Below are 17,033 nucleotides of genomic sequence, written 5' to 3' on the forward strand. Positions count from 1 at the left end.
CGGATAGGTTGGCAATGTGAGGACACAACCGCACGTACTAGGGATCGTGCTTGCAGGCGGTGAGGGTAAGCGGCTTTACCCGATGACCGCGGATCGAGCCAAGCCGGCCGTCCCGTTCGGCGGCGCATATCGACTGATCGACTTCGTTCTGAGCAATCTCGTCAACGCCGGTTACCTCCGGCTCTGCGTGCTGACCCAGTACAAGTCTCACTCGCTGGACCGGCACATCTCGCAGACCTGGCGCCTGTCCGGGTTCGCGGGGGAGTACATCACTCCCGTGCCCGCCCAGCAGCGACTCGGTCCGCGCTGGTACACGGGAAGCGCAGACGCGATCTTCCAGTCACTGAATCTCGTCTACGACGAAGACCCCGAATACATCGTGGTGTTCGGCGCCGACCACGTCTACCGCATGGACCCGGAACAGATGGTGCAGCAGCACATCGAGTCGGGAGCGGGCGTCACCGTCGCCGGAATTCGCGTTCCGCGCAGTGAGGCGTTCGCGTTCGGCTGCATCGACAGCGACAGCAGCGGCAAAATCACCCAGTTCCTGGAGAAGCCGGCGCACCCACCCGGCACGCCCGACGACCCCAACATGACGTTCGCTTCGATGGGCAACTACGTGTTCACGACGAAAGTGCTCGTCGACGCCATCAAAGCCGACTCGGAGAACTCCGATTCCGACCACGACATGGGCGGCGACATCATCCCCGCGCTCGTCGAGGCAGGTGTCGCGTCGGTGTACGACTTCAACGACAACGTCGTCCCCGGCGCCACCGAACGCGACCGCGGCTACTGGCGCGACGTCGGAACCATCGACGCGTTCTACGACGCGCACATGGATCTGGTGTCCGTGCACCCGATCTTCAACCTGTACAACCGCCGCTGGCCCATCCGCGGTGCCGCCGAGAACCTCCCGCCCGCCAAGTTCGTGCAGGGCGGGCTCGCGCAGGAATCCGTCGTCGGCGCGGGATGCATCCTGTCGGCCGCGACCGTGCGCAATTCGGTCCTGTCGTCGAACGTCATGATCGACAGCGGCGCCACCGTCGAAGGCAGCGTGCTGATGCCCGGTGTGAAGATCGGCAAGGGCGCCGTCGTCCGACGCGCGATCCTCGACAAGAACGTCGTCGTCGGCGACGGGGAAATCATCGGCGTCGACATCGAGCGCGACAAGGAGCGCTTCAACGTCTCCGCAGGTGGGGTCGTGTCCGTCGGCAAGGGCGTGTGGATCTAGGCGCCTTCGGCGCAGCCGCCTAGCTGCGCGAGGCGCAAATGAGCCCGTCGCCGAGGGGGAGCAGCACCGTCGTGAGTCGCTCGTCCTCGGCGATCGCTCGTGCGGCGGCCCGCACGGCCACGGTCGTCGCGTCGCGTTGAGCGCCGTCGGCGACGCGTCCGTTCAGAAGTGCGTTGTGCAGCACCAGAACTCCGCCCGGGCGCAGTAGCCGGACGCTCTCCTGCACGAAATGGAGTTGGTCGACGGGACTTGCGTCGATGAAGACGAGGTCGTACGCGTCGTCGGCGAGCCGCGGCAGGACGTCGAGTGCCCACCCGTTGATCAGGCGTGTACGTGACGGTGCGATCCCACCTGCGCGGAACGCTTCGCGCGCGGCGCGCTGGTGTTCGGGTTCGGTGTCGATGGTGGTCAGAACGCCGTCCTCGCGCATGCCGTCGAGCAGCCAGAGTCCGGAGATGCCGGCGCCCGTGCCGATCTCGACGACGGTCTTGGCGCTCAACATCTGGGTGAAGATGCTCAGGATCGCTCCGACGGACGGTGCGACGGGTGCGGCTCCCAATTCCTCGGCCCGTTCTCGGGCTGCGACGAGTACCTCGTCCTCCTGAACGGAATCCTCGGCATAGGCAAGAAGCTTCTCGGCGTTTGTCGGCACATTTCGAGGTTAGCGTGACCAGGGACGGAACCGGTGGAGTGACCCGGCGTACCAGGCCCCAGGTTTCTCAGCGGCGCCTCAGGTTATTCATACGACTCCCACACCCCGGTGGGAGAAGCTACTCGTGATCGCTTGATCGAGAAGACCGACAACGGGAACAAATGCGACCGCGCCGAGAGTTGAACGCGGCAGGAGCAGGACCCCCGACTTAGGTCCTGAGCAGGAGGATCCAACCATCTACACAGTCAACGGAGACCGAGACATGACTCGGTTGCCCGACGCCGTCGCAGACGACGCCGCGGACGCCACCGGTACCGCAGTGTTCGATGCCACGGGCGAGGAATCTTCCATGCCGTCGTGGGACGAGCTCGTGCGCGAGCACGGCGACCGGGTGTACCGCTTGGCGTACCGGCTGTCCGGCAACGCCCAGGACGCCGAGGATCTGACGCAGGACACCTTCATCCGTGTCTTCCGATCGCTGTCCAACTACCAGCCGGGCACGTTCGAGGGCTGGTTGCACCGCATCACCACCAACCTGTTTCTCGACATGGTCCGTCGTCGCAACCGCATCCGCATGGAAGCGCTGCCCGAGGATTACGACAGGGTGCCGTCGGACGTTCCCAATCCCGAGCAGATCTATCACGACGCTCGCCTCGACCCCGATCTGCAGTCTGCGCTCGACTCGTTGGCGCCCGAATTCCGTGCCGCCATCGTCCTGTGTGACATCGAAGGACTGTCCTACGAGGAGATCGGTGCAACACTGGGAGTGAAGCTCGGTACGGTTCGAAGCAGGATCCACCGAGGACGTGCGGCACTACGCGAGTACCTTCGAGTGAACGGAAAGGCCGACTCGGCTCACGCCAGTGCCCAGTAGCTATCAGGAGGGTTGGATGACGCAGGCCCGCAAGCCACGGCAGTTCAGCTCCACCGAGCACCTGGCCAGCGAGGCGATCGCCGCGTTCGTCGACGGCGAATTGCGGATGAGCGCGTACCTGCGCGCCGCGCACCACATCACCGAGTGCGAGGAATGTGCCGCCGAGGTCGATGCTCAGCAGCAGGCCCGAACCGCGCTTCGTGGTTCCGGTGACCTGTCGATGCCGCACTCGTTGCTCGGTCTGCTCAGCCAGATCCCGATGTGCGAGCCGACCGACAAGAAAGACGCCCTGGAACGCAGAAAGCGGGCGATCGTCACGTCGGTGGTCGGAATTCGTCGGCGCCGTCGGTAGCCTGGACGATCGTGACCGACGCGAGCACGCACACCGATCCCGAAGCGCCCCGACTTCCACCGCGGCCCGTGCACCGGCCGGAGGTCGACAGTGCATCCGCTGCCGCTTTCTCTCGTCCTCGTGACGTCACGGGTTCGTTCACGCCGGTCGCCCGTAGGTCCGAGCCGTCGCCGTCGATGTCGGTGCGTACACCCGACCCGGTCCTGGCCGAGGCGTTCGGCCGTCCCGCCGATGCGACGTCCTCCCTCCAGCGCGATCCCGACGCGTCGTCGACCGTCGTCGACACCGAGCCCGAACCCGAGGATCCGTGGCGCGATCCGCATTCGGCCGTCCGTCTCGGCGCAGCCGGTGCGCAGACGCCGACACCAGCCGAGGTGCCGGTCGGTCCGAAGCTCGGTGTGCGCGAAGTCTTGTTCGGAGAACGCGTCGCACCGAAGGCGCTGGTCGTACTCGGGGTGATCGCGCTGGGAATCGGCCTGGTCGGTGGCCTGATCGGCCGCGAGACCGCCGAGGTCACCGGCGCTCTGACCAGTCAGAAGGTCAACTTGACGCAGTCGTCCGGTGAGGATCTTCCGCCGGGACAGGTCGCCAGGGTCGCCGACGCGGTTCTGCCGTCCGTCGTGTCCATTCAGGTCACGCTCGGCGAGAACGCGGGCACCGGATCGGGCGTCGTCATCGACGGCGCCGGCTACATCGTCACCAACAACCACGTCATCTCGATGGCCGCGACCAACCCGGACAATGCCACGCTGCAGGTCACGTTCTCCGACGGCACCAAGGTTCCGGCGCAGATCGTCGGACGCGACACCAAGACCGATCTCGCGGTGCTGAAGACCGACGTCGGCAACCTGACCGTCGCCGAACTCGGAAGTTCGGCGGACGTCCGAGTCGGTGAGGACGTCGTCGCCGTCGGTTCTCCGCTCGGTCTGAACAAGACCGTCACGCGGGGCATCGTCTCCGCGCTCGATCGGCCGGTGCGGTTGTCCGGCGAGGGCACCGACACCGATGCGGTCATCGACGCCGTTCAGACCGACGCCGCGATCAACCCGGGTAACTCGGGTGGACCGCTGATCGACGCCGAGGGACGCGTCATCGGCATCAACTCGGCGATTCGCAGCGAGAGCGGCGGCTCGGTAGGTCTGGGCTTCGCGATCCCGATCGACGACGTCACCGAGGTCGCACAGTCTCTTATCCGCACCGGCGAGATGAAGCATCCGGACATCGGCATCAACGCGCGTTCGGTCGTCAACGACGCCACCTCCGGCGCCGAGGTGGCCAACGTGCGCTCGGGCGGACCGGCGCAGCAGGCGGGAATCGTCGAGGGCGACGTCATCACCAAGGTCGGCGATCGTGCCGTCACCAGCGCCGACGAATTGGTCGTCGCGGTGCAGGCCAGCGAGATCGGCCAGGCGACGCCCGTGCAGTTGGTGCGGTCGGGACGTCTCGTCGACGTCACCGTCACGCCGATTTCGGACTGAACACGTAAGCTGGGCCCGTGTTCGGCAACATCGGCTGGGGAGAGCTCGTCATTCTCCTGGTAGCAGCTCTCGTCATCCTCGGTCCCGACCGGCTTCCCGGTGCCATCACCTGGGTCACCAAGACCATGCGTCAGGTGAAGGAGTACGCCAACGGCGCGAGCCAACAGCTCAAGGACGAGCTCGGCACCGATTTCGAGGATCTGCGCAAACCGCTGGCCGACCTCAATCAGCTTCGCGGGATGACGCCTCGCGCTGTCATCACCAAGCACCTGCTCGACGGTGACGACTCGATCTTCACCGGCAACTTCGACGCGAAGAAGCCGGGAACCAACGGCTCGGGTTCGTCGCCGAAGCCGTCGCTCGAGAAGAAGCTCCCACCCGGCCAGACGCCGCCGATCGACGCCGACGCCACCTGATTTCGCCGGCATCGATGGACCGTGGCACCTGTCCATCGGATGCCACGGACCATCGATGCGGGGTGGGCGCCCCCTTACAGCACCTTGTCCAGGAAGTCCTGAGTACGAGAGTGCTGCGGGTTCCCGAAGATCTGCTCGGGCGTTCCCTCCTCGACGATGACGCCGTCGGCCATGAAGATGACACGGTCGGACACCTCGCGGGCGAAGCCCATCTCGTGGGTCACGACGACCATCGTCATGCCGCCCTTCGCCAAGTCGCGCAGCACCTGCAGTACCTCGCCGACCATCTCGGGGTCGAGCGCGGATGTCGCCTCGTCGAACAGCATGATCGACGGGCTCATCGCGAGCGCACGTGCGATCGCGACGCGCTGCTTCTGCCCACCGGACAGGTTCGCCGGCCGGTAGTGCGCGCGGTCGGACAGGCCGACCTGATCGAGCAGCTTCAGCGCCGTTTCCTTGGCCTCGGCCTTCGACTGCCGCTTCGTCTCGACAGGAGCGAGCATCACGTTCTCGAGTGCCGTCATGTGCGGGAACAGATTGAAGTGCTGGAACACCATGCCGATGTGCTGGCGAACCTTGTCGAGGTCGACCTTCTTGTCGGTGAGGTCGTAGCCGTCGACCACGACCGTGCCCGACGTGATGTCCTCGAGTTTGTTGAGGCACCGTAGAAACGTGCTCTTGCCGGAGCCCGAAGGGCCGATGACACAGACGACTTCACCGGACGCGACGTCGGTGTCGATTCCCTTCAGAACCTGGTTGTCGCCGAACGCCTTGTGCAGATCCTTGACGGCGATCTTGACGCCGGCCTTCTCGTCGACCGTCATTTGTTGATCCTCTTCTCGATGCGATTGCTCAACTTGGTGAGCGCCATGATGATGATGAAGTACAGGACGCCGATGATCAGCCACATGTTGAACGACTGGAAGTTTCGGGCGATGATGATGCGTCCGGTCTGAGTCAGCTCGGCGAGGCCGATGACCGACAGGATCGACGTGTCCTTCAGCGTGATGACGAACTGATTGATGTACGACGGAATCATCGTCCGAATTGCTTGCGGCATCACGACTTTCCGCATCGACTTCAGGTAGCTGATGCCGAGGCTGCGCGACGCTTCCATCTGGCCCTTGTCGACGGACAGGATGCCGCCGCGCACGATCTCGGCCATGTAGGCGCCTGCGTTGAGCGACAACGTGATGATGCCTGCCGTGAACGCCGACATCTGGAAGTCGAGCGCTGCCGGGATACCGAAGTAGATGAAGAACGCCTGCACCAGAAGCGGAGTGCCGCGGAAGATGTCGACGTAGGTGGTGCCGATACCGCGCAGCACGATGTTGGTCGAGACACGGAACAGGCCGAAGATCGCACCGAGTACGAGGGCGATCGCGATCGAGATGACGGTGAGCAGAATCGTCAGCCACAGACCTTCGAGCAGCAACTTCCATGTGCTCTTGATCAGCCCGATGATCGAGTTGTCGTCGGTGCTGGCGTCGGAATTGAGGTACGTGTCGAGAATGTCGTCGTACTGTCCGCTCGCCTTCAGGTTCGCGAGGCCGGTGTTGAACTGCTGAAGAAGCTCCGGGTTCTGACCCTTCGCGACGGCGAATCCGTAGCTGGCGCCCGGCTCCTTCTCGGTGACGGTCTTGAATCCGTTGCCCTGCTTGATGCCGTAGGCGAGAACGGGGTAGTCCTCGAACACCGCAGCCGAATTACCGGTGCGCACCTCGTCGAACATCGACGACGAATCCGCGAAGTAGCGTGTGGTGAAACCGTACTGGTCCTTGATGGACTCGGCGAACGTCGCACCCTCGGTGCCGTTCTTGACCGCGACGGTCTTACCGCGCAGATCCTCGTAGGACGTCACCGAATCGTCGCTGTCGAGAACGCCCATCTGGACGCCGGATTCGAAGTACGGATCGGAGAAGTCGAACGTTGCCTTGCGCGCGTCCGTGATGGACATACCGGCGATCATGCCGTCGAACTGTCCACCGGTGACGCCCTGCAGTGCCGCGTCGAAGCCGACGGCGTCGACGCTGTAGGTGAAGCCCTGGTCCTCGGAGATGGCTTTCAGTAGATCCATGTCGATGCCGACGAGATTGCCGCTCTCGTCCTGGAACTCGAACGGCGCGAACGTCACGTCGGTGGCGATGGTGTAGTTCTGGCCCGGCGGGGGAGCCGGTTGCGCCGACGCGATCGAGGGAGCGAGAACCGATCCCAGCATGAGGGTAAACAGGACGAAGGCCGCGGCGATGACGCCGCGGCCCTTCGTGTGCGGGATTTTCATGCCTGCCACTCTTCATCCAACAGCGGCTCTCAGGCAAGTCTCAGGTTGCGACGCGAGTCACACGCCCGATCTACAGATGCCGAGTCGTGTCGATTCCCAGAGACATTCCGACGAGTCCGCGTTCACGCACCGCGAGCTTCTGTGCGACCGATTCGAGCGCTTGCGCGGCAGGTGTTTCCGGAGCGGCGAGCACGATCGGCGTGCCCGCGTCGCCGCCTTCTCGAACCGCGGTGTCCAGCGGAATCTGGCCCAGCAGAGGGACTTTCGCGCCCACGGCCTTCGTCAGGCGATCCGAGACGTCCTGTCCGCCACCGGATCCGAAGATGTCCATGCGCGTACCGTCGGGAAGTTCGAGCCACGACATGTTCTCGACGACGCCCGCGATGCGCTGACGGGTCTGCAGCGCAATCGCGCCCGCGCGCTCGGCCACCTCGGCGGCAGCCTGCTGCGGCGTCGTGACGACCAGAATTTCCGCGCCGGGGATCAACTGCGCGACCGAGATCGCGATGTCACCGGTGCCGGGCGGCAGATCGAGGAGCAGGACGTCGAGGTCGCCCCAGAAGACGTCGGCGAGAAACTGCTGAAGCGCACGGTGCAGCATCGGTCCGCGCCAGACGACGGGAGTGTTGCCCTGGGTGAACTGCGCGATCGAGATGAACTTCACGTCGTGCGCCTGCGGAGGCATGATCATCTTCTCGACCTGTGTCGGCTTCGCGTCGTTGCCGAGCATGCGCGGCACCGAGTGGCCGTAGATGTCCGCGTCGAGCACGCCGACCGACAGGCCGCGCTTCGCGAGCGCCGCGGCGAGATTGACCGTCACCGACGACTTTCCGACGCCACCCTTGCCCGACGCGACCGCGTACACCCGCGTCAGCGAGCCCGGTTGCGCGAACGGGATGACGGGTTCGGCGGAGTCGCCTCGCAGAGACTTGCGCAGTTCGGTGCGCTGCTCGTCGCTCATGACGTCGAGTTCGACGGTGATCGTGCCGACCCCGGCGACGTCGGCGACGGCCTTCGTGACGCGGTCGCTGATCTCGGTGCGCATCGGGCACCCGGCGGTGGTCAGGTAGATCCCCACCTCGACGGCGCCGCCGTCACCGATCGTGACGCTCTTGACCATTCCGAGGTCGGTGATCGGTTTGCGAATTTCCGGATCGACGACCTTCGTGAGTGCGCCGCGAACGTCGGATTCCGTCAGAACTGCCATTTCTCCATGCTATGCGGACCGAAAGTGTCAGTGGATGCGGGGGAGTTGGTCCGACGTCGGGACGATGCCCGTCTGGTATCCGGCGGACCACGCGAGCACGTTGGCGACGTAGGCCATCGAGTTGTTGTACCGCAGAATCGCCTTGGTGGTCTGGCCCAGATCGCGCAGGTTCAGGTCGCCGTCGCACAGGTACTTGCCGGTGGCGAGGGCCGCATCGAACAGGTTCTGCGGATCGGAGATGCCGTCGCCGTTGCCGTCGGCGTGGTAGTGGTTCCACGTCTCGGGCAAGAACTGCATGGGTCCGACCGCGCGGTCGTAGTGGGGATCGCCGTCGAGGGCTCCGCCGTCGGTGTCCGGGATGACGTTGTTGCCGGCGAGGGTGCCGTCGAGACGGGGCCCGAGGATCGGCTCGAGAAGTTCGCCGAGATCGTCGGCCTTGCCGTTGTTTGCGTGCGTGGACTCGACGCGGCCGATGCCCGCGATGATGGTCCAGCTGATTCCGCAGCCCGGCTGCTCGGTCGCGAGGATCCTCTCGGCGTTCTTGTACGCCGAGACGTTGACCGTCGGGATCGCGATCGGGCTGGCTGCGAGGTTCGTGGGCAGCTCGGGTGTCGGTGCGACCTCGGGCTCGGGAGCAGGCGCTGGAGCGGCTACTTCCTGCGCGACGGGAGCCTCGGCCGCGGCGACCGGCTGTGCGTCGGTCTGTTCCGCAAGGGGCTCGGGGGTCTCGACGACCGGTTCGGCGCTCTGCTGCGACGCCGACGTCATGAACGGGATGTGCTCGGCCGCACCTGCCGACGTGGCGGCGGTGACGAGCCCGGCGGGGACCAGTCCTGTCAGAGCAATCACCGAGTTCCGGCGGGCTTTGGAATTCGATGCTTTTCTGTGACGTCCCACGCCTCGTAACCTCCAAATTGCCCGGCTTCTTCGGGCCTCCGTGACTGAACCGGAGTCGAGGCTACCTGATTCGAGACGTTTCCGTTACCTCGCTGTTATCAAGGCGCGGGGGCCGTGCACGAAACGAGACATGGCAAGGGTGGCAGAGGGGGAAGTGCGAACGTAAACAGGGCTGGCGGCGGCGGCGTGTCGGGCACCGGCGCGGGGATGGTCGACGGCGAAGTGCCGTACTCCTCCACCGGCGCGCCGGACGCGGGCGCGCTCGGAATGTGGGTCACCGATTCGCCGTCCAGCAAGTACGCCTGTGACCACGCGAGCACGTCCGCGACAAAGACCGGTGAGTTGCCGTAGCGCAGAAGTGCCGCGGTCAGGTCTGCCGGGTCGGACAGGTCGAGCCCGCCCGCACACAGATACCGGCCTGCCGCGAGGGTGGCGTCGTAGATGTTGTTCGGGTCCTTGTCTCCGTCGTCGTTGCCGTCGGAGCTGTACCGCGCCCACGTCGACGGAATGAACTGCATCGGCCCGACGGCCCGCTCGTGTCGTGGGTCGCCGCCCCGAACGGGGCCGACGATGCGCGTGACCGTGGTGCCGTCGGCGTCGATCTGGCCGCCGTACGCGTGACCGGACTCGACCTGCCCGATCCCGGCGAGCAGGTACCACGGCAGGTGGCAGGACGGGTTCTCCGATGCCAGCGCGGCTTCGGCGTTGGAATAGGCCACCGCTACCGATTCCGGAACGCTCGGCGGGTCGACGGGGCCCGGTTCCGGGTCGGGCTCGTCGGGTTCCTCCGGAACGAACACGGTGAGCGTGCGATCGGGTTTCGGACTCGGCGCGGTCAGGCCGGGAACCGTGTCCGCGAGGGGGAGTGGGGCCGGCGAGACCACGGGGACGGGCTGTTCGACGACGCCGACCGACGCCGATACCGCCGCGGCGCCCACTGCGCCCACGACGATCGCGCACAGCACGGGAGAGCTCGCTCGTCTGCGAATTCTCCCCCGGGTCCGCATAAGTGATACACGTTACAGTTCGGGGTGTTCTCCCAGGATGGATTCCGCCGATTGGCTCTGCCGCGCCTTCTTTCGTGACTTCTTCGACGTCGTCGCCTGGCCGTCGAGGCCTTCGAGCATTTCGCGGATCTCGTCGAGTTCGCGACGCAGGTAGTCGCGCGTCGCGACCTCGCCGACGGCGATGCGCAGTGACGCGAGTTCGCGCGCAAGGAATTCGGTGTCCGCCTTGGTCTGTTGAGCGCGAGCCCGGTCCTCCTCGAGCGACACGCGGTCCCGGTCGTCCTGACGGTTCTGCGCCAGCAGAATCAGCGGTGCCGCGTAGGCGGCCTGCGTCGAGAACGCGAGGTTCAACAGGATGAACGGATAGGGGTCCCACTGCAGACTGACCGCGGCGACGTTCAGGAAAATCCAGACCACGACGACGATCGTCTGGATGGCCAGGTAACGACCGGTACCGAGGAATCGGGCGGCGCGTTCACCCGAACTGCCGAGATCGACGTCGAGATGCCAGTTGAAGAACCGCGACCCCTGCGGGGTGTCCATCCGGGCGCGTGCGGATTCCTTCATTGACCTGCCACCTCCTGATCTCGCCAGTCCTCCGGGAGGAGGTGATCGAGTACGTCGTCGACCGTGACGGCCCCGACCAGATGATCCTCGTCGTCGACGACGGGGCCGCAGACGAGGTTGTACGTCGCGAAATATCGCGTGACGGCCGTCAGGCTGTCCTCCGGCGACAGCCGCGGCAAAGCCTTGTCGATGACGCCGCCGACCAGACTGGCAGGGGGCTCACGGAGCAACTGCTGCAGGTGCACACATCCGAGGTACGCGCCGGTGGGCGTCGCCGTCGGGGGTCGCACCACGAACACGAGCGACGACAGCGCAGGCGTCAAGTCCGGGTTGCGCACCCGGGCGAGGGCCTCGGCAACCGTCGTCGACGCCGACAGCACGACCGGCTCCGGAGTCATCAGACCGCCCGCGGTGTCGGGGGAGTGCTCGAGCAGACGGCGGACCGGCGCAGAATCCTCGGGGTCCATCAAGCGCAGCAACGATTCGGCCTCCGGTTCGGGAAGCTCGCCGAGGAGGTCGGCGGCGTCGTCCGGGTCCATCGCCTCGAGCACATCCGCGCCGCGCTCGCTGCCGAGGTAGTGCATCATCTCGACCTGGTCGTCGTCGGGCAGCTCCTGGACGACGTCGGCGAGACGCTCGTCGTCCAGCGCCAACGCCACCTCCATCCGTCGCTTCACCGGGAGTTCGCGCATCGCGTTGGCGACGTCGGCGGCACGGAGATCCTCGAACTGCATCAGCAACTGTGCGACGCCCTGGCCCGGCAGCGACAGTGCGTTCTGCGTCAGACCCTGCACGTGCTGCCAGTCGACGACGTGCATCGACCCGCGTCGCGCAAGCCTGCCGCGCAGGCGTCGGACCGCGACACGGGCGACGAGCCAGTCACGGGTACGGGTCAGTTCGATGCCGAGATCGACGACGACGGAATCGGTGTCGTGCAGTTCCTCGAGTTCGGGATCGTCGACGCGCACCTTCGAGTCGAGAATCTGCGCGAACACCAGAATCTCGTTCGCGCGCTGCGAGAATCGCCGCAGACTGACGTTTCCCGTGGTGAGCTGCACCGAGTTCGGCTCGATGCTCGTCACGCGCAGCATGGGCACGAAAATTCTTCGGCGCGTGGCAAGTTCGACGACGAGGCCGAGCACGCGTGGTTGCGCGCGTCCCAGTCTCATCGTGACCACGAGATCGCGGACGCGGCCGATCGATTCACCGTCCGGTCCGAGTACCACCAGACCTGCGAGCCTGGCCGCGAATACCTTGCTCAGTGCTGCCATGATGGCAAGGTTAGAGCGTTGAAGGACCAACCAGAGAATCGAAGGAGTCCAGCGGAGATGAGTTCGCCTGAAAGCGGTCGTTCTCGGCGCTCGGTCCTCGCCGTGCCCGGCAGTTCCGCGAAGATGATCGAGAAGGCGAAAGGCTTGCCCGCCGACGAGATCTTCCTCGATCTGGAGGACGCCGTCGCGCCGATCGCCAAGGCGGAGGCACGCGGACGCATCGTCGACGCGCTCAACTCCGACGGGTGGGGCAACCAGATCAAGGTCGTGCGCGTCAACGACTGGACGACGCCGTGGACGCACCTGGACGTCGTCGACGTCGTGTCCGGTGCAGGCGCCAACCTCGACGCCGTTCTGCTGCCGAAGGTCGAGACGGCGTCGCACGTGCAGGCGCTCGATCTGTTGTTGACTCAGGTGGAGAAGAACGCCGGACTCGAGGTCGGCGCGATCGGCATCGAGCCGCAGATCGAGAGCGCGACGAGTCTGCGCAACATCGACGAGATCGCCACGGCCAGCCCGCGGGTACAGACGTTGGTGTTCGGTCCCGCCGACATGATGGCGAGCGTCAACATGCGCACGCTCGTCGTCGGGGAGCAGCCCGAGGGGTACGACACCGGCGACGCCTACCACCACATCCTGATGACCATTCTTCTCGCGGCCCGCACGCACGGTCTGCAGGCCATCGACGGGCCCTACCTGCAGATCCGCGACGTCGACGCGTTCCGACGCGCGGCCGGCCGCACCGCGGGCCTCGGCTTCGACGGCAAGTGGGTGCTGCATCCGACGCAGATCGACGCCGCCAACGAGATCTTCAGTCCGCGCCAGGCCGACTTCGACAAAGCCGAGGAGATTCTCGAGGCCTACGAGTACTCGACGTCCGACGCCGGCGGCGCCCGCGGCGCCGTCATGCTCGGCGACGAGATGATCGACGAAGCCAGCCGCAAGATGGCTCTCGTCGTCTCGGCCAAGGGGCGCGCCGCCGGAATGACACGCAGTGAGGGTGCGAACCGGACATCGGGGGCACAATAGGGGGCATGACGAACCCACTTTCGCAGCCGGGCCGCGGTGGCCAAGGGCTTCCGACGCCGCCGTCGGGCTGGCCGATCGGTTCCTATCCGACGTACGCAGAAGCACAGAAGGCCGTCGACTACCTGTCCGATCAAGAGTTCTCCGTGCAGGACGTGACCATCGTCGGCGTCGACCTGATGCAGGTCGAGCGGGTTCTCGGACGCCTCACATGGCCCAAAGTCATTGGCGGAGGAATCGTTTCGGGCGCGTGGCTCGGAGTCTTCCTCGGTCTGGTGTTGGGGATCTTCACGAACGGCAACATTCTCGGCGCGCTCGTCATCGGCATCGTCGGCGGCATCATCTTCGGTCTGATCTCCACTGCGATCCCGTACGCGGCGACCAAGGGACAACGGGATTTCGCGTCGAGCATGCAGTTGGTGGCCGGTCGTTACGACGTTCTCTGCGAACCGAAGAGCGCCGAAAAGGCCCGCGACATGCTCGCGAAGCTGTCGCTGTAACTGGGCGTTGTTACGGAATAGTCCCAATTTCGCCTCGAGCACCCTCGGTTCGGTTACGTTTCTTTACGTGCAGGGCAATAGGTAACGGAGTTACTGCACGAGTAGTCGAACAGTGGGAGGCGAGAGTGCCGAGACAGCGTCGTTCGAGGCCCGGAAACGCAACCAGGATAGGCGTGTTGGCGGCGGCCACGCTGATAGTGGGCCCGCTGCTGACCGCGTGTTCGTCGTCAGGTGGCGGCACGCCGGTGCTCAGTTTCTACACCGCAGCCGACGGTGCCGAGCAGTACGCGCAAGCCGCGGAAGCCTGCTCGGCCGCGTCGAACGGCCGCTACAAGGTCGAGCAGCGGACGCTCCCGAAGAGTGCCAACGATCAGAGACTCCAGTTGGCCCGCAGGCTCGCGGGCAACGACGGCACGCTCGATCTGATGACGCTCGACGTCGTCTGGACGGCCGAGTTCGCCGAGGCGGGGTGGGCACTACCCGTTCCCGACGACCTCGCCGCGAAGCTGACGGACGGGTCGACGCTGGCAGGGCCGCTCGCGACGGCCGAGTGGCAGGATCAGCTCTACGCGGTGCCGCTCAACTCGAACACGCAGCTGCTCTGGTACCGACCGGACCAGGTGCCCGGCGGTGAGCCGCCGCAGACGTGGGATCAGATGATCGACGAGGCGGAGGCCAATGCGGCCCAGGGCAAACCGGCGTACATCGGTGTCCAGGCCAAGCAGTACGAGGGCTTGATGGTCTGGTTCAACAGCCTTCTCGTCAGCGCGGGCGGACAGGTCGTCGCCGAAGACGGAACGACCGTCACGCTCAACGACACTCCCGAGCATCGGGCGGCCACGGAGAAGACGCTCGAGATCATGAAGCGCGTCGCCACCGCCGACGGGCACGATCCGTCGATCTCGCAGACCGACGAAGCCACAGCACGATTGGGTATGGAGGCGGGCAACTCGGCCTTCCAGGTCAACTACCCGTTCGTGCTTCCCGGTCTCAAGGAGAACGCGGCTGCAGGCGCGGTGCCGTTCCTCGATCTCACCGGCGTGCCCGCGGATCAGCAGGACGCCAAGGTCGCCGAAGTGTTCCGTAGCGCACCGTATCCCGCGGTCATTCCGGACACGCCCGCCAAGGTCACGATCGGTGGATTCAACATCGGTGTCGCCAAGACCACGCAGCACGAGGACCTCGCGTGGGAGGCCGTCGCCTGCCTGACCAACGAGGACAACCAGCGCAACAACGCCGTCAACGGTGGTGTGCCGCCGGTGCTCGCGCAGCTGTACTCCGATCCCGAGTTCCAGGCCGTGTACCCCGCGTGGGAGGGCGTGCTCGACTCCATCGAGAACGCCGCGGTGCGCCCGGTTTCGCCTGCATACCAGAGCATTTCGATCCTTCTCGCCGACGCGCTCAATCCGCCTCAGAACATCGACCCGGTGGCGGACGTGGACAAGCTCGCCGACCTCGTCTCCAAGGCAGTCAATTCCGAAGGGCTGATTCCATGAGCGCACCCACCACCGAACGGGAGACGACCTACGACAAGCAGGCCGTCCTGAAGCAGATGTCCGACGGCAAGAAGGCCGAGCGTCGACTCGGGCTGCTGTTGATCGCGCCCGCCGCGATCATGATGATCGCGGTGACGGGTTATCCGATCGTCTACGCGTTCTGGCTCAGCCTGCAGAAGTACAACCTGGCCTTCCCCGACGACCGCGAATTCGTCGGACTCTCCAATTACGTGACGGTTCTGACCGACGGCTACTGGTGGACGGCGTTCGCCGTCACCGCGGGTATCACCATCGTCTCGGTGGTCATCGAGTTCGTTCTCGGTCTCGCCGTCGCACTCATCATGCACCGCACCATCTTCGGACGCGGACTGGTCCGCACCGTCGTGCTGATCCCGTACGGCATCGTCACGGTCGCCGCCGCGTACAGCTGGTACTACGCGTGGACGCCCGGCACGGGTTACCTGGCCAACCTGCTTCCCGACGGCAGTGCGCCGCTGACCGAGCAGTTGCCGTCCCTCGCCATCGTCGTTCTCGCCGAAGTGTGGAAGACGACGCCGTTCATGGCTCTGCTTCTTCTCGCCGGCCTCGCGCTCGTACCGGACGATCTGCTGAAGGCGGCACAGGTCGACGGCGCAGGCGCATGGACGAGGTTGATACGCATCACGATTCCGCTGATGAAGCCGGCGATCCTCGTCGCGCTGTTGTTCCGCACGCTCGACGCATTCCGCATCTTCGACAACATCTACGTTCTGACCAAGGGCAGCAACGGAACCGGATCGGTGTCGATTCTCGGTTACGACAACCTGTTCGGAGCATTCAACCTCGGACTCGGTTCGGCGATCAGCGTTCTCATCTTCTTCTGCGTCGCCATCATCGCGTTCGTGTTCATCAAGCTGTTCGGTGCCTCGGCGCCGGGCTCGGACGACGGAGGCCGCAAGTAATGACGACCGTAACGCCTCGCAAGAAAGTCGGCTGGACCGTCGTCAACGTGCTGGTGCTGCTGTACGCGCTGGTTCCGCTGGCGTGGATCATCAGTCTGTCGTTCAAGTCGACGGCCACCATCGCCGACGGCAAGTTCATCCCGAGCTCGATCACGTTCGACAACTACAAGGGCATCTTCTCGACCAACCAGTTCACGTCGGCGTTGATCAACTCGATCGGTATCGGCCTGATCACCACGTTCATCGCCGTCGTGATCGGAACGATGGCGGCCTACGCCGTCGCACGACTCGAATTCCCCGGCAAGAAACTTCTCGTCGGCGCGGCGCTGCTCATCGCGATGTTCCCGCAGATCTCGCTCGTGACACCGCTGTTCGACATCGAACGCGCACTCGGACTGTTCGACACATGGCCGGGCCTGATCATCCCGTACATCACGTTCGCACTGCCGTTGGCGATCTACACGCTCTCCGCCTTCTTCCGCGAGATCCCGTGGGAGCTGGAGAAAGCCGCGAAGATGGACGGTGCAACCCCCGCCCAGGCGTTCCGCAAGGTCATCGCGCCTCTCGCCGCGCCGGGCATCGTCACCGCCGCGATTCTGGTGTTCATCTTCGCGTGGAACGACCTGCTGCTCGCCATCTCGCTGACGGCGACGGAACGGTCGATCACGGTGCCGGCCGCGATCTCTCAGTTCACCGGTAGCTCCCAGTTCGAGGAGCCGACCGGGTCCATCGCGGCGGCGGCCGTAGTCATCACCATTCCGATCATCATCTTCGTGCTCTTCTTCCAACGACGTATCGTGGCGGGCTTGACGTCCGGCGCAGTGAAGGGATAACCGT

At 65.2% G+C, this 17,033-nt stretch carries 18 protein-coding genes; 10 read left to right on the plus strand and 8 right to left on the minus strand.

Annotated elements, in window-relative coordinates; translation table 11 throughout:
• Nucleotides 1-16: 16 nt before the first annotated feature.
• Entirely contained in the window at nt 17-1,231 is a 1,215-nt protein-coding gene (glgC, locus tag DK926_RS02920; protein WP_068428040.1) for a glucose-1-phosphate adenylyltransferase, read from the plus strand.
• Nucleotides 1,232-1,250: 19 nt separating this feature from the next.
• Here glgC and DK926_RS02925 read toward each other — a convergent pair whose 3' ends face one another.
• A complete protein-coding gene (locus tag DK926_RS02925) occupies nt 1,251-1,883 on the minus strand; it encodes an O-methyltransferase (protein WP_068428043.1) in 633 nt (210 codons plus the stop codon).
• A 262-nt stretch (nt 1,884-2,145) separates the two neighbouring features.
• On the opposite strand from DK926_RS02925, the gene sigE reads away from it, so the two are divergent.
• From sigE to tatB, 4 genes are read left to right on the plus strand one after another with little or no spacing between them, the layout of a single operon-like run.
• Nucleotides 2,146-2,757, plus strand: coding sequence for an RNA polymerase sigma factor SigE (gene sigE / locus DK926_RS02930; protein WP_114328449.1), 612 nt, complete (start codon nt 2,146-2,148; stop codon nt 2,755-2,757).
• A 16-nt stretch (nt 2,758-2,773) separates the two neighbouring features.
• Nucleotides 2,774-3,109: a hypothetical protein gene (locus tag DK926_RS02935; RefSeq protein ID WP_068429034.1), complete on the plus strand. Its 336-nt coding sequence runs from the start codon at nt 2,774-2,776 to the stop codon at nt 3,107-3,109.
• Between the two features lie 11 nt (nt 3,110-3,120).
• Nucleotides 3,121-4,587, plus strand: coding sequence for a trypsin-like peptidase domain-containing protein (locus DK926_RS02940; RefSeq protein ID WP_243636602.1), 1,467 nt, complete (start codon nt 3,121-3,123; stop codon nt 4,585-4,587).
• A gap of 17 nt (nt 4,588-4,604) precedes the next feature.
• Nucleotides 4,605-5,003, plus strand: a complete 399-nt coding sequence (tatB, locus tag DK926_RS02945) for a Sec-independent protein translocase protein TatB (protein WP_068428049.1) — start codon at nt 4,605-4,607, stop codon at nt 5,001-5,003.
• 74 nt (nt 5,004-5,077) lie between these two features.
• On the opposite strand, the gene DK926_RS02950 is transcribed toward tatB, so the two are convergent.
• The 7 genes from DK926_RS02950 to DK926_RS02980 form a co-directional block, all read right to left on the minus strand.
• Entirely contained in the window at nt 5,078-5,827 is a 750-nt protein-coding gene (locus tag DK926_RS02950; protein ID WP_114328453.1) for an amino acid ABC transporter ATP-binding protein, read from the minus strand.
• The gene (locus tag DK926_RS02955) at nt 5,824-7,221 is read right to left on the minus strand and encodes an amino acid ABC transporter substrate-binding protein/permease (protein WP_240930828.1); all 1,398 of its coding nucleotides are present in this window, start codon (nt 7,219-7,221) and stop codon (nt 5,824-5,826) included. Before DK926_RS02955 ends, DK926_RS02950 begins: the two co-directional genes overlap by 4 nt.
• A gap of 133 nt (nt 7,222-7,354) precedes the next feature.
• Nucleotides 7,355-8,491: a P-loop NTPase gene (locus DK926_RS02960; RefSeq protein WP_068428057.1), complete on the minus strand. Its 1,137-nt coding sequence runs from the start codon at nt 8,489-8,491 to the stop codon at nt 7,355-7,357.
• A gap of 27 nt (nt 8,492-8,518) precedes the next feature.
• Nucleotides 8,519-9,388 (minus strand): murein transglycosylase, encoded by an 870-nt coding sequence (locus DK926_RS02965; protein WP_207890718.1) that lies wholly within the window; start codon nt 9,386-9,388, stop codon nt 8,519-8,521.
• Nucleotides 9,389-9,486: 98 nt separating this feature from the next.
• Complete coding sequence (locus DK926_RS02970) at nt 9,487-10,353, minus strand: lytic transglycosylase domain-containing protein (protein ID WP_243636603.1); 867 nt, start codon at nt 10,351-10,353, stop codon at nt 9,487-9,489.
• Between the two features lie 54 nt (nt 10,354-10,407).
• On the minus strand, nt 10,408-10,962 hold the full coding sequence (locus tag DK926_RS02975; protein WP_068428066.1) for a DUF1003 domain-containing protein: 555 nt from the start codon (nt 10,960-10,962) through the stop codon (nt 10,408-10,410).
• Nucleotides 10,959-12,233: a CBS domain-containing protein gene (locus DK926_RS02980; protein ID WP_068428069.1), complete on the minus strand. Its 1,275-nt coding sequence runs from the start codon at nt 12,231-12,233 to the stop codon at nt 10,959-10,961. Before DK926_RS02980 ends, DK926_RS02975 begins: the two co-directional genes overlap by 4 nt.
• 57 nt (nt 12,234-12,290) lie before the next feature.
• Here DK926_RS02980 and DK926_RS02985 point away from each other — a divergent pair, with 57 nt between their 5' ends.
• The 5 genes from DK926_RS02985 to DK926_RS03005 all read left to right on the plus strand — a co-directional run bounded on the left by DK926_RS02985 (nt 12,291) and on the right by DK926_RS03005 (nt 17,029).
• Nucleotides 12,291-13,262, plus strand: a complete 972-nt coding sequence (locus tag DK926_RS02985) for a CoA ester lyase (protein ID WP_068428072.1) — start codon at nt 12,291-12,293, stop codon at nt 13,260-13,262.
• Nucleotides 13,263-13,267: 5 nt separating this feature from the next.
• Nucleotides 13,268-13,759: a general stress protein gene (locus DK926_RS02990; RefSeq protein WP_068428075.1), complete on the plus strand. Its 492-nt coding sequence runs from the start codon at nt 13,268-13,270 to the stop codon at nt 13,757-13,759.
• Between the two features lie 173 nt (nt 13,760-13,932).
• Complete coding sequence (locus DK926_RS02995) at nt 13,933-15,255, plus strand: ABC transporter substrate-binding protein (protein ID WP_114328458.1); 1,323 nt, start codon at nt 13,933-13,935, stop codon at nt 15,253-15,255.
• Nucleotides 15,252-16,196 (plus strand): sugar ABC transporter permease, encoded by a 945-nt coding sequence (locus tag DK926_RS03000; RefSeq protein ID WP_068428081.1) that lies wholly within the window; start codon nt 15,252-15,254, stop codon nt 16,194-16,196. Before DK926_RS02995 ends, DK926_RS03000 begins: the two co-directional genes overlap by 4 nt.
• On the plus strand, nt 16,196-17,029 hold the full coding sequence (locus tag DK926_RS03005) for a carbohydrate ABC transporter permease (RefSeq protein WP_068428084.1): 834 nt from the start codon (nt 16,196-16,198) through the stop codon (nt 17,027-17,029). Before DK926_RS03000 ends, DK926_RS03005 begins: the two co-directional genes overlap by 1 nt.
• Nucleotides 17,030-17,033: the final 4 nt, after the last annotated feature.

The organism is Rhodococcus sp. Eu-32 (assembly GCF_003336925.1).
GTDB classification, from domain to species: Bacteria; Actinomycetota; Actinomycetes; order Mycobacteriales; family Mycobacteriaceae; genus Rhodococcoides; species Rhodococcoides kyotonensis_B.